This window comes from Streptomyces sp. NPDC005551 (assembly GCF_042871785.1).
Lineage (GTDB): Bacteria > Actinomycetota > Actinomycetes > Streptomycetales > Streptomycetaceae > Streptomyces.
Genome location: NZ_JBIAJE010000005.1, coordinates 18,390 through 31,257, shown reverse-complemented (window position 1 = coordinate 31,257; position 12,868 = coordinate 18,390). Strand labels below are relative to the sequence as shown.

The window sequence follows — 12,868 nt, the reverse complement described above, 5'->3', positions numbered from 1 at the left end:
GGCCCGGTCCGGCGGCGATCACATGTGGACGACCGGTGCGGCGTCCGGGTCCGGTTCCTGCGTCCCGCGGCGGTAGAGCAGGAAGGCGATCACCGTGCCCGCCACGAACAGGACGGCCGACCACCAGAAGGCGGTGGTGTAGCTCTCGATCGTCGACTGGGCCCGGACGAGCTTGTCGGTCGGGTTCCTGCCGGACAGGTAGCTGGTCGCGGCGCTCGCGGCCAGGGTGTTCAGCAGCGCCGTACCGATCGAACCGCCCACCTGCTGCATGGTGTTGACGGTGGCGGAGGCGACGCCCGCGTCCTCGGCCGCCACTCCGCTCGTGGCCAGCGCCATGGCGGGCGGCATCACGATGCCGAGGCCCGCGCCGATGAGGATCAGCTGGGGCAGCACGGCGGTCGAGAAGTCCGAGGCGACGCCGATGCCGGTCAGCCACGCCATGCCGGCCGCGGCGATCGCGAAGCCCGCCGGGATGACGGTCTTCGGTCCGATGCGCGGCACCAGGACGGTGGTGGCGAGCTGGGCCATGATCATCATGGCCCCGACCATGGGCAGGAAGGCCACACCGGTCCTGGTCGGGCTGAAGCCGAGGTTCAGCTGCAGGTAGTAGGTGAGGAAGAGGAAGACACCGAACATGCCGGCGCCGGTGATGAGCACGGCGACGAAGGACGCGGCACGGTTGCGGTCCAGCAGGACGCGCAGCGGCAGCAGCGGGTGCTCGGCCCGGGTCTGCCACCAGGCGAACGCGCTCAGCAGGATCGCGCCGGCGACGAGGAAGCCCCAGGTGGCGGGGGAGTCCCAGTCGTGCGTCTCGGCGTTGGAGAAGCCGTAGACCAGGGCGAAGAGCCCGGAGGAGACCAGCAGCGTGCCGGGCAGGTCCAGCTTGGAGTTCGCGGCGTCCCGGTGGTTGCTCAGCAGCACCCAGCCGCCGGCGAAGGCGACGATCGCGAAGACGACGTTGACGTACAGGGTCCAGCGCCAGTCGAGGGCGTCGGTCAGGACACCGCCGAGCAGCAGGCCGACCGCGCCGCCGGCGCCCGCGATCGCGCCGTACACGCTGAAGGCCTTGGCGCGGTCCTTCGCCTCGGTGAAGTTCGTGTTCAGCAGCGACAGGGCGGCGGGGGCGAGCAGTGCGCCGAAGACGCCCTGGAGGGCGCGTGCCATGACGAGCATGCCGAAGCTGGTCGAGGCGCCGCCGAGCACGGAGGCCGCGGCGAAGCCGGCCACGCCGACGAGGAAGGCGGGCTTGCGCCCGAACAGGTCGGCTATCCGGCCGCCGAGCAGCAGCAGGGACGCGAAGGCCAGGGAGTAGGCCGTGACGATCCACTGCCGGTTGCCGTCGGAGAAGCCGAGGTCCGCCTGGGCGGAGGGCAGGGCGATGTTCACGATGGTGGCGTCGAGGACCACCATCAGCTGGGCGATACCGACGATCGCGAGGATCCACCACCGCTTCGCCGGGTGCGCCGCGGGCGCCTCCTGCGCACCCGCGGGGGTGCTTTCGGTCAGGGTCGGGGACATCAGAGAACGCTCCAGGGAAGTGGCGCCGCGTGACGGGCACGTAAACGAAACGGTTTCGTACACGTCGAGCGTAGACCAGACGGATCGAAACGGCAAAGTTTCGCTTGCGCGCCGCCCCTCATCCCGGGAGCCCTCCGGGAGGGAGTCCTCTGGGAGGGAGCCCCCTCGGCAAGGAGCCCCCCGGGAGGGAGCCCCCGGGGAAAGGGAGCACCCTCCGCTATGCGCGGACATGCGAAGGCCGGGACCCCTCGGGGACCCGGCCTCCGTGCGGATCGGCGCCGCTCACCGCATCTGGCGTCGCACCAGTTCGTGCAGGCGTCCGCCCGTGTCCGCGAGCAGCTCGGCCGGCGGGCCCTGCTGGACGACGCGGCCGTCCTCCATCACGATGACGCGGTCCGCGTCCAGCACGGTCGACAGCCGGTGCGCGATCACCACCCGGGTAGCGCTGAGCGACCGCGTGCTCTCGATGACCGTGCGTTGCGTCTCGTTGTCCAGGGCGCTGGTCGCCTCGTCGAAGAACAGGATCCGCGGCCGGCGGATCAGCGCCTGGGCGATCATCAGGCGCTGCCGCTGCCCGCCCGAGATCGCACCGCTGCCCGAGACGATGGTGTGCAGCCCCATCGGCATCCGCTCGATGTCCTCGGCGAGACCGGCCATCCGGGCCGCCGCCATCGCCTCCTCCGGCGTGTACGGCTCGGTGCCGCAGATGCAGTCCAGGATCGACCCGGTGAACGGCTGGGCGTGCTGGAGCACGACACCGCACTGACGCCGTACGGCGGACTGGTCGAGGGCCGCCAGATCCTGGCCGTCGTAGAGGACACTCCCCGAGACCGGCTTGTCGAAGCCGATCAGCAGCCGGAGCAGGGTCGACTTGCCGCAGCCGCTCGGCCCGACGATCGCCACGAACTCGCCCGGCCGGACGTCGAACGACACGTCGTCGAGGACCAGCGGGCCGTCGTCGGAGTACCGGAACGAGAGCCCGCGCGCTTCGATCCCGCCGGACAGCACACCCGGACGGGTGCTCGCCGTGCGCACCTCGGGGGCCGCGTCCAGCACCGGCCTGATCTCCTCGAACATCGGCAGCGCCGCCGCCACCGACACGAAGGCACTGGTCAGCTGGGTGACCGAGGTGAGCACCATGGTCACCGAGGTGTTGAAGGTGAGGAACTCCGCGGCCGAGAGAGACCCGCGGGCGGGACCCGCCAGCAGCATGAACATCAGCAGGGAGCACAGCGGGAGGTACACCGCGCCCAGCACCGTCGTGAGGTTCTTGATGCGGCCGACCTTCTGCTGCAGTTCACGGCTGCGCGCGAACTCGCCCGCCCACGCCGCGTACGCGTAGTTCTCGGCTGCGGCGACCCGCAGCTTCGGCAGCCCCCGCAGGGTCTGGAAGGCCTGGTTGTTCAGCTTGTTGCCCAGCACGACCAGGCGGCGCTGCCAGCGCACCTGCCACAGACCGAGCCCCAGGAACACGGCCGCGATCACCACGAGCATCCCGATCGCGGCGAGCGCCATCGGGACGCTGTACCAGAGCAGCAGCCCGAGGTTCATCGCACCGACCGTGCCCGCCTGCGCGACCGTCGGGCCCACGCCCGCCAGCAGCCGGCGGATCGCGCTGATGCCCATGGCGGCACTCGCGAGTTCACCGGTCGAGCGGGCGGCGAAGAACTTCGTCGGCAGTCTCAAGAGCCGGTCCCACACCGCCGGTTGCAGCGTCGCCTCGATGCGCCCCTCCATCCGCAGGAGGGTCAGGTTCTGCAGCAGCATGAAGGCCGCCGACACGACACTGGTGACCATGACGGCCAGGCAGACCTGCACGATGAGACCCTGCTGGGCCTTCGGCACGTACTCGCCGAGCACCTTGCCGGTGGCGATCGGCACCAGCGCCCCGATCGCCACCGTCACCAGACCGCTGATGGCAAGGTTCCGCAGATCACCGCCCGTGCCCCGGAGGCAGAACCGCATCAGGCGCAGCGGGCTCAGCCGGCGCTCGGGCAGCGGCCGGTAGAACATGACCGCCCGCGGTTCGAACTCCGCAGCGTTGGCCTTCTCCACGGGCGTCTCCCGGCCCGAGGACGGCTGCACCGCCACGTAGCCGCCGCGTCGCCACAGCAACGCCACCGGCGCCCCCGACACGGCACGGTGCCCCACCAGCGGGCCGATGTCGTCGTGCCACCAGCGGCCGTCGAGCCGTACGGCCCGGGCCCGCACCCGGGAGGCCAGGGCGATGCGCTCGACCGGGTCGAGCCGTTCGCTCTCGACTCCGCTCCGGGCCGGCTGCGCCAGGGTGATCCCGGCCGCCCCGGCGACCAGCGCGCACGCCGCGTACGTGGCGTCCGCGTCCGCGGCCACCGGCCGCTTCGCCGACCTGCCGATCGACGCCAGCAGGGTGCGGTCGGCCCGGGCGCGGACGGCCTCGCCCGCCTCGATGCCCGCCGCCGTCCGGTGCTCGTGGTGCTCCTCCAGCTGTTCGATCCACCGGTCGAGGGTGGCGAGCAGGCGGTACTGCTGATCGACCATGCCCTGCCAGACGCCGGGGTCCATCAGCAGGTCGGCCGCCGCCTCGGCGCCGTACAGCGAGCCGTACTGGACGCTCCCGGGCGGCACCTGCATCCAGAAGACGTCGTCGTCGGTGAGCGCCGCGGCGTTCGTCGTGGCCATCGGCGCCTGGAACAGGATGGAGAGACTGCGGCCGACACCGAGGGCGAGGGCGTACTCCAGCGGACTCGACGTCGGCGGCACGTGCTGCGGGTTCCCGTACGCGTCGTACGACCAGGTCTCCGCGGGCGACTGCCGGTACAGCTCGCGCAGCGCGATCCGGTGCACCACACAGCCCCGCAGCGGCCTGCCGGCCAGCGTGTGCTGGGGCCCGGTGACGGGACCGAGCAGCAGCGAGCCCGCTTCGAGCCGGCCGAGGTGATGCCAGTGGCCCTGCTCGGCGGCGTCCACCGCGAACAGGTCCATGGCGCCCGCCGCGATGAGCCACAGCACCTGCGGGCCCTCCAGGTCCAGGCGGTTGAGGCCCGTGCAGTCGAGGGGAGTGCCCATTCCGCCGAGCGCCCCGAGGACGAGGTCGCCGTCGTGCACCGTCGTCATCTCACCGCTCCCTGACCAGCTCGGCATAGGCGCCGCCGGCCGCCACCAGGGCGTCGTGACGCCCGCGTTCCACGACGGTGCCGTGCTCGAGCACGACGATCTCGTCGCTGTCGCGCACCGTGCTCAGCCGGTGCGCGATCACCACACAGGCACAGCCGCGCCTGCGGAGGTTGTCCATCACGACCTGCTCGGTCTCCGCGTCCAGCGCGCTGGTCACCTCGTCGAGCACCAGGATGCTGGGCCTGCGCACCAAGGCACGCGCGATCTCCAGTCGTTGCCGCTGGCCGCCCGAGAAGTTCCGCCCGTCCTGCTCGACCCGGCTGTGGATCCCGCCCGGCCTGCGCATGATCACGTCGTACAGGGCCGCGTCCTCGAGCGCCGCGGTCACCGCCTCGTCCGGCATCGATGGGTCCCACAGCGCCACGTTGTCGCGGACCGACCCCTCGAACAGGAAGACGTCCTGGTCGACGAAGGAGACGGACGCGGCGAGCGCGCCGCGCGGGATGTCCTCCAGACGCCGGCCGTCGATACGGATCGTGCCCTCCCACGGGGCGTACAGGCCCGAAATCAGTCGGGACACCGTCGACTTGCCGCTGCCCGACCCGCCGACCAGCGCGACCTGCCGGCCGGGGCCCACCGTCAGCGAGAAGCCGGTGAGCAGCGGTTTGTCGAGCGGGCTGTAACCGAACGTGACGTTCTCCAGCTCCACATGACCGTGCAGCCGCCGGGCGGACTCGCCCGTGCCGGTCCTGGCGTACAGCGGGTCGGCATGGAAGTTCTCCACGTCCTTGAGGCGTGCCACGTCGGCGGCGAAGTCCTGGATCCGGCCCGCGACGCCGTTGAGCCGGGTGATCGGCGCGGTGAAGCGGGTCACGAGCGCCTGGAAGGCGACGAGGAGCCCCACCGAGATGTGCCCCTCGACGGCGCGCAGTCCGCCGATCCACAGGATCAGTGCGCTGTTCAGCGTCGCCAGGGTGGGCGCGACGATCCCCAGCCAGGCGCTCGGCACACCGAGGCGCTGCTGCTCCTCGAGGGTGGTGGCGTGCTGCCCCGCCCACTTGCGGAAGTAGCCGTCCTCGCCGCCGGTCGCCTTCATCGTCTCGATCAACTGCAGTCCGGTGTACGCGGTGTTGGTCAGCCGGGCGCTGTCCGCGCGCAGTTTCGCGGTCCGGGTCGCCCGCAGCCGGATCACCACCCGCATCGCCACCACGTTCAGCAGGGCGACGCCGATACCCACGGCCGTCAGCTGGGGGTCGTACGTGTAGAGCAGGACGGCGTACAGCACCACCACGACCGTGTCCACCCCGGCCGCCGCGAGGTCACGGGCCAGCGTCTCCGCCACCGCGTCGTTCGACTGGAGCCGCTGGACCAGGTCGGCGGGGCTGCGCTGGGAGAAGAAGGTCACCGGCAGGCGCAGCAGGTGCCGCAGGAAGCGGGCACTGCTCAGCGTGGAGGAGATGAGGCGGCCGCGCAGCAGGTTGGCCTGCTGGAGCCAGGTGAGCACCACCGTGAGCAGCACGCAGACGCCCATGGACGCGAACAGCACGCCCAGCAGCGACGTCTGACCGCCAATCAGGAACATGTCGATGTACTGGCGGCTGAGCGCGGGCACCGCCGCGCCGACCGCCACCAGCAGCAGACTCGACAGCACCGCCGCGGGCATGGTGCCGGACGTCCCGCGCAGGCGGGCCGGCATCGCACCCAGGATTCCCGGTCTGCGGCCGCCCCGGTGGAAGTCGGGACCCGGCTCCATGACCAGGACGACGCCGGTGAAGCTGGTGTCGAAATCCTCCATCGGGACGAAACGGCGGCCCTTGCCGGGGTCGTTGACGTGCACGCCCCGCCGGCCGAGGCGGCGGCCCGTCCCGTCGTAGACGACGTAGTGGTTGAACTCCCAGAACAGGATCGCGGGCGCGCTCACCTCGGCCAGCGCGGCCGTGTCCATCTGCATGCCCTTGGCCGTCAGACCGTAACTACGGGCCGCCTTCAGCAGGTTGCTGGCCCGCGACCCGTCCCGGGAGACGCCGCAGGCGATGCGCAGCTCCTCCAGCGGGACGTGCCGACCGTAGTGGCCCAGCACCATGGCGAGGGACGCGGCGCCGCACTCCACGGCCTCCATCTGGAGCACGGTGGGGGTGCGGACGGTCTTCTGCCTGCTCTTGGGCGAGGTGCGCCGGGGTGCGGGGGCGCGGCGTCTGCGCCGGACGGGGGGCGGCAGGGTGTCCTGGGGGGCGGTCACGGCAGGAGCCAATCGATCGGGCGCTGATCGGCCAGGCGGATCGAACCGGTGGCCAGGGTCATGGAGTCCAGCGCGTACGGCGGCCCGTCGGCGGACGACCACCGGTAGCCGCTCTTCGTGCCGGACGACCGGTCGAGGCGCACCAGGACGGCCACCGGCCTGCCCTTCCTCGTGAACTGCTCGCCGAGCTGGCTGTCACCGAGGTAGGCGGTGATCTGCTGCCGGGTCCTGGCGGTCCGGTCGACCGCCTTCACATGGCCGCGCAGCACGCCGTACCGCTGGGCCGGCACCGTCTGCACGGTCAGGTCCACCGGTGCGTTCACCGGGATGCCCGCGGCGTTCTCCGCCGGGACGTACACCGTCGCGTACAGCGGGTCGTCGGCCCGGGCGACCTTCTCGACGGCGGCGACGTTCGCGCCGGTCGTGATGATCGCCCCGACGGTGGCGGCGAGCGCGGTGAGACGGCCCGCGGCGACCGTGCGGACGACGGTCTTCTCGCCCTGTGCCGTACGGACCTGGAGGACGGGGGCGTTCGCCGGGAGCCGGCGGCCCTCCTCGGCGAGGACCGCGGTGACCTGGCCCGCGACCGGGCTCTGCAGGACGTAACTGCCCTCGCCGTGCGTGAGGACGGCGGGCGCGCTGACGGTGGACGCCACGGTGCCCGTCACGGCCCACACCGACGCGGCCGCCATGACGATCAGCGTCACGGACAGCACGAGCCAGCCCTGGGGGCGGGCGAAACGCACCGGCAGGTCGAGTTCCTCCGGCGATTGCAGCTTGGCGAGGGCCTGCTGGCGGAACTGCACGGGTCTTCCCTCACCTGTTCGAGAGACGCACGGCATCCGAGAGTCCCGGAACCGGGGAGTGGTTCCGGGACTCGACGGCGCGGGGTGCGATCAGAGACCGGCGACCAGGCCGGTGACCGGGGCGGTGTTCAGGCCGGTCACGCCCTCGACGGTGCCGACGACGGTGCCCACGAGGCCGGAGACCGGGGCGACCGAGTCCACGAGGTCCGTGACGGTGCCGACGGCCTGGACGGACAGGCCGCCCGCGACGTTGTCGAGCTCGGCGTCGGAGATCTCGACGGTCGCAACCTGGGGGGTGGAGTTCATGATGGAACTTCCCTTCGTATGGATATTCATAAGGGGGGAGCGGCCCCCTCTGGGGACAGATGGCCGGCCGCGACCCGCGGCCTCGCAGGACCCGTTTCCGGGACCGTCTGCGAACCGCGGTGCAACGGATCAAAGCACGGGGGCGCGGCGGTCCTCCAATCAATCCCTGCTCCCACCAGGGCACTTGCGGGCCCCGGCGCCGAAACCGTGCAGGAGTCGGCACGTCTCGGCGCCGACTTCTTCACATGCTGCGCGGCATCGGTTCACGCCACCTCGTGCGGCACGGGAGCGGAATGGGACAGTCCGGACCTCGCGGCGGGGCGCACGGCGGACGCGTGTGCAGATCCGCCGTGCGCGGTGGCCTCGTTGCGCAGCCGATGTGCAGATTCGCCGAAGCCGTGATTCCGCTCCGGATCATGGACGGAGCGTCACCTGGCGATGGCGGAGCGTGCCGAGTCAGCCCAGGAGTGCGTACACCGTGCTCGCCCGCGCCGCGATGTCACGCGAACCCTCCGTGGTCATGGTGATGTCGGCGAAGGCCGTCCGGCGGCCGAGCTTGGTGAGGACCGCCTCGACCGACACGTTCGCGTCCGTGACGGCCCGTTGGAAAGTCGTGGACTGCTGCACGGTCGTCATCGGGACGAAGCCGCCGCGCGCCGCGGACACCGCGATCACCGTCGCCGTGTCCGCGGCGGCCATGAGGACCTGACCGGACAGGGAACCGCCCGCACGGGCCAGCCGGGACGACCACGGAAGCCGCAGCACGGCCCGGTCGTCCCCCAACTCCTTTACGGACAACCCCAGGTCGAGCACCCACGGGGCGAAGTGGTCGGCGAGGATCCGGTCGGCTTCGGCGAGTGTCAGCGTCATGCGGGGATTGTCCCCCGCGTTGAACGCCCCAGTCGGCACGTCCGTATCAACTGCCATCCAGGCGCCCCCCATTCAGCTGCCGGACGGCGGCGCGGACCCCGTCCCCCACAGGAGGTCGAGAGTTGAGTCACAAACGCATACCCAAGCGCAAGGCCGCGATCGCGGCAGGAAGCGTGGTGGCGCTCGGAGCGGCGGCACTCGTGCTGCCCAACGCCATGGCGTCCCAGACGGACACTACCGATGCCGCGCCCCGGACGTTCAAGTCCGCCGAGGTGCCGGACGTGGCCGCACAGCTCGCCTCCCGGCTCGGCGAGGCCTTCGCGGGCTCCTACTACGACGCCGACAAGCAGCAGATCATCATCAACGTCGTAGGTGACGACAGCAATGTCGACAACGAGATCCGCAAGGCCGGCGCCGTCCCCAACGAGGTGGACAACAGCACCGCCGAACTGAAGGCCGCGGCCAGAACGCTGCGCACGGACGCGACGATCCCCGGCACCGCCTGGTCGGTCGACCCCAGGACCAACGAGATCCGGGTCACCGCCGACCGCACCGTCACCGGCGCCAAGTGGAACCGGCTCACGTCGACGGTCAAGTCGCTCGGCTCCGACGTGGCGACCGTCAAGAAGTCCGCCGGCACCTTCAAGACGTTCGTGGAGGGCGGCGACGCCATCTTCGGCGGCGGAGCCCGCTGTTCCCTGGGCTTCAACGTCACCGCCGGCGACGGCAGTCCGGCGTTCCTGACGGCGGGTCACTGCGGGGTCGCGGCCGCCGAATGGTCGGACGCGCAGGACGGCGCCCCGATCGCCACGGTCGACCAGGCCACCTTCCCCGGAGCGGGCGACTTCGCCCTCGTCAAGTACGACGATCCCAACACCCAGGCCGCCAGCACCGTCGACGTCGGCAACGGCCAGACGGTGGAGATCACCCAGGCCGCCGAGGCGGCGGTGGGCCAGCAGGTCTTCCGGATGGGCAGCACGACCGGCCTCAAGGACGGCAGTGTCACCGGCCTCGACGCCACCGTGAACTACCCGGAGGGCACGGTCACCGGTCTCATCCAGACCGACGTCTGCGCCGAACCGGGCGACAGCGGCGGCTCCCTGTTCACCCAGGAGGGCGGAGCGATCGGCCTGACCTCGGGCGGCAGCGGCGACTGCACCAGCGGCGGCGAGACGTTCTTCCAGCCGGTGACCACCGCGCTGGAAGCGGTCGGCGCGACACTCGGCGCCGGCGCCGGGGACGCGGGTGCGGGTGCGGGCGACCAGGCGGGCGAGGAGGGCCAGGCCGGCGAGGAAGGCCAGGCAGGCGCGGGCGAGGAGGGCCAGGCCGGCGCGGGTGAGGAAGCGCCGGGCGGTGCCGAGGACCAGCAGGCCGGGGGCGCCGGTGAGACCGCCGACCCGTCGGCTCCGGCGGACGACGGGGCGGACGACGGCTCCGGGCTGACCGGCACGGGTCACTGACCTCGTCGCACATCGGCCGGTGACCCGCGAGGTGAGGAGAACGCCTTCGGTCACCGTCCCGGGATGACAGAAGCCCGCCGCACCGGACGCTCAAGCGGTTCGCCCGGGCGGTGGAACGGTCCGGCTCTCCGGCGGGAGGGCCGGACCGCTCTGCGCCCGGCCCGCGTCACTCCGGCGGCCGGGCGGGGGCGACCCGCGTCACTCCGGCGGCAGAGCCGGGCGGCCCGCCCCGCGCCGCTCCGGGGGAACGCGAGACCGGCCGCACGGCCGACGGGCACCCCGTCAGCCACCGGCCCGCAGCAGCAGCAACGCGACGTCGTCCGGCCGTTCCTGCGCCGTCTCGGTCTGCCGGACCAAGGAGTCGGCCAACGCCTCCAGCGGCAGGTCCCCGGCTGCGGCGAGCCGCTCGCCGAGCTCGGCCAGGGCGTCATCGAGGTCCACCCCGGGGGACTCGACGAGCCCGTCGGTGCACAGCGCGAGCACCGAACCGGGGGCGAGGGCCACCTCCGTCGTCGGATACGCGGCTGACGCGTCGATCCCGAGCAGCGGGCCGCCGGCCACGTCCAGGATCTCAACCCGCCCGTCCGGCGCGCGCAGCAACGGCGGGACGTGCCCGGCCCGCGCCATGACGACCCGCCCGCCGACCGGGTCCAGGCGCAGGTAGAGGCAGCTGGCGAACAGCTCGGTGCCGAGGTCGATCAGCAGCCGGTTCGTGCTCCGCATGACCTCCCCCGGCGGCTGGCCGAGGGCCGTGTACGCCCGTACGGCGGTACGGATCTGCCCCATCAGGCCGGCCGCCGTCACGTTGTGGCCCTGCACGTCCCCGATCACCGCCGCGGCCTGCCCGCCGGTGGGCACCAGGTCGTAGAAGTCGCCCCCGATGTCCATGCCCAGGCTGGCCGGCAGATAGCGGGCCGCCGCCTCGATCCCGGGCAGGGCGGGCAGCGAGTGCGGCAGCAGCGCGGCTTGGAGGCCGTGCGCCAGCTGGTGCTTGGCGTCGTAGAGGAGGGCCCGCTCGAGGGCCTGCGCGACGAGTCCGCCCAGGCTGGTCAGCACGGCACGCTCGTCGGCCGGGAAGGCGCGGGGCTCCGCGTAGGCGAGCACGCAGGTGCCGACCGGGCGTCCGGAGGCGACGAGCGGCAGGTACGCCCAGGCGGCCATGCCGTCCGGCGTGGCGTTCCGCTCGGGGTAGATGTGATCCAGCTGCCCGCGCGACTCGAAGAACGCGGGCACCCCGCTGGTCAGCACCCGGGTCCCGGGAGTGTGCGCGCTGAGCGGCAGGCCGTCGAAGCGCCCCACCACTCCCGGGTCCGGGTATCCGTGATGGCCGAGCACGTGCAGGCGCCCGCCGTGGGTCCCGAGGACGGCCAGCGCCTTGCTGCCGACGGCGGGCGCGATCTCCTCCGCGACCAGCTGGACCACGTCCTGCACACTCACCGCCTCGGTGAGCGCGCTGGCCAGGCTCAGGATGTGGGAGATGGTGACCAGCCGCGGGCTGGTGTCCGTGCGCCGGGGCGGGTTCCGGTTCATCTCGGACACCGCGCGGGCCCGGGCGATGCGGACGCTCAGCCCGTCGGTGTTCGGATAGAGGCGGAACGACAGCCAGTCACCGGGCGGGCGCAGCGCCACGAACGACGTCACCTGCTGGCTCATGAGGGCGGCGCGGTAGCGGTCCTCGTAGACGGGGTCGTTGAGCCAGGGCACGGACGTCCACGGCTGGGTGCCCACCAGGTCGCCGACCGGAACGCCCAGCAGGTCGCCCGTCGTCCGGTTCGCGAAGCTGACCCGCCCGTGCAGGTCCAGCGCGCACAGCCCGTACGGCAGCCGCTCCACCATGCGGGCCGCCTCCACCGTGCCGAGGCTGCCGGTCAGCTCGCCCGTCGGCGCCGGCAGGTCGGGTTCCGCGGACGGGGGCCGGTTCTGCCGCACCGCGCGCTCCAGGCGCAGCGCGAGCCGGTCGCCGGCCGCGACGAGATGGGACCGCTCCCGCTCCGACAGCTCCGGGTGCGCGCCCGGCCAAGTCACGAACATCGCGCCGTAGGCGGTGGACTCGGTCGCCACCGGGACCGCCGCCAGGGCGAAGGGATAGGGCAGGACCACGGCGATGCGCGGATAGCAGCGCGCCATCTCCTCCTCGCCGCTGACCCAGATCAGCTCCCGTCGCCGCAGGGCCTCGGCGACCGGGATCGGCGCGTTGAGCCCCACCCGCTCCCACGGCGCGGCGAAGGCCCGGGGCAGTCCGGCCATCACCGCCATCTCCAGGACCGGCTCGTCCGGCGCCAGCAGATACACCGCACCCGAATGGGCCTGTACGTCGTCGAGGATCGTGGCGAGCGTGAGCGAGAGCAGCGGTCGGCCCACCGGCGCCCGGGGGGCGGGCGGCGTCTGACCGGACGCCTGCCAGTCGGACACGCCGACCACCTCCTCGCATGGCCGCGACGGGTCCCAGGGGTCAAGGCTCTCGCGCGCGGGCGCATCGCGCACGGCGAGGTGCCCGCGCCTACCCGGTGAGCAGGGGGACGCCGGCCGGTGGGGGACACGGAACCCGGGCGCCGACGCCCCCCGCGGGAACG

8 protein-coding genes are annotated in these 12,868 nt (G+C 72.4%); 1 reads left to right on the top strand and 7 read right to left on the bottom strand.

The window, feature by feature from the left end; genetic code table 11:
- Window positions 1–18: 18 nt before the first annotated feature.
- From ACFYP4_RS15525 to ACFYP4_RS15500, 6 genes are all read right to left on the bottom strand, one after another.
- Window positions 19–1,521, bottom strand: coding sequence for a DHA2 family efflux MFS transporter permease subunit (locus ACFYP4_RS15525; protein ID WP_358854715.1), 1,503 nt, complete (start codon window positions 1,519–1,521; stop codon window positions 19–21).
- Between the two features lie 279 nt (window positions 1,522–1,800).
- Complete coding sequence (locus ACFYP4_RS15520) at window positions 1,801–4,614, bottom strand: NHLP bacteriocin export ABC transporter permease/ATPase subunit (protein WP_388785744.1); 2,814 nt, start codon at window positions 4,612–4,614, stop codon at window positions 1,801–1,803.
- 1 nt (window position 4,615) lies between these two features.
- Window positions 4,616–6,853 carry an NHLP family bacteriocin export ABC transporter peptidase/permease/ATPase subunit gene (locus tag ACFYP4_RS15515; RefSeq protein ID WP_388785742.1) on the bottom strand — a complete coding sequence of 746 codons (2,238 nt, stop codon included), beginning with the start codon at window positions 6,851–6,853 and terminating at the stop codon, window positions 4,616–4,618.
- Complete coding sequence (locus tag ACFYP4_RS15510; RefSeq protein ID WP_358854707.1) at window positions 6,850–7,659, bottom strand: HlyD family efflux transporter periplasmic adaptor subunit; 810 nt, start codon at window positions 7,657–7,659, stop codon at window positions 6,850–6,852. The genes ACFYP4_RS15515 and ACFYP4_RS15510 overlap by 4 nt, the downstream gene beginning before the upstream one ends.
- A 90-nt stretch (window positions 7,660–7,749) precedes the next feature.
- Window positions 7,750–7,965: a type A2 lantipeptide gene (locus ACFYP4_RS15505; RefSeq protein ID WP_121407520.1), complete on the bottom strand. Its 216-nt coding sequence runs from the start codon at window positions 7,963–7,965 to the stop codon at window positions 7,750–7,752.
- Window positions 7,966–8,421: 456 nt separating this feature from the next.
- The gene (locus tag ACFYP4_RS15500; RefSeq protein WP_388785740.1) at window positions 8,422–8,835 is read right to left on the bottom strand and encodes a PaaI family thioesterase; all 414 of its coding nucleotides are present in this window, start codon (window positions 8,833–8,835) and stop codon (window positions 8,422–8,424) included.
- Window positions 8,836–8,957: 122 nt separating this feature from the next.
- Here ACFYP4_RS15500 and ACFYP4_RS15495 point away from each other — a divergent pair, with 122 nt between their 5' ends.
- The gene (locus tag ACFYP4_RS15495; protein ID WP_388785738.1) at window positions 8,958–10,295 is read left to right on the top strand and encodes a S1 family peptidase; all 1,338 of its coding nucleotides are present in this window, start codon (window positions 8,958–8,960) and stop codon (window positions 10,293–10,295) included.
- A gap of 282 nt (window positions 10,296–10,577) precedes the next feature.
- Here ACFYP4_RS15495 and ACFYP4_RS15490 read toward each other — a convergent pair whose 3' ends face one another.
- Window positions 10,578–12,716 (bottom strand): SpoIIE family protein phosphatase, encoded by a 2,139-nt coding sequence (locus ACFYP4_RS15490; protein WP_358854704.1) that lies wholly within the window; start codon window positions 12,714–12,716, stop codon window positions 10,578–10,580.
- Window positions 12,717–12,868 lie beyond the last annotated feature (152 nt).

Excerpts from the sequence above, each read along its gene's own strand:
- ACFYP4_RS15520 (WP_388785744.1), bottom strand. The coding sequence starts at position 4,614 with ATGACGACGGTGCACGACGGCGACCTCGTCCTCGGGGCGCTCGGCGGA.
- ACFYP4_RS15500 (WP_388785740.1), bottom strand. The coding sequence starts at position 8,835 with ATGACGCTGACACTCGCCGAAGCCGACCGGATCCTCGCCGACCACTTC.
- ACFYP4_RS15505 (WP_121407520.1), bottom strand. The coding sequence starts at position 7,965 with ATGAACTCCACCCCCCAGGTTGCGACCGTCGAGATCTCCGACGCCGAG.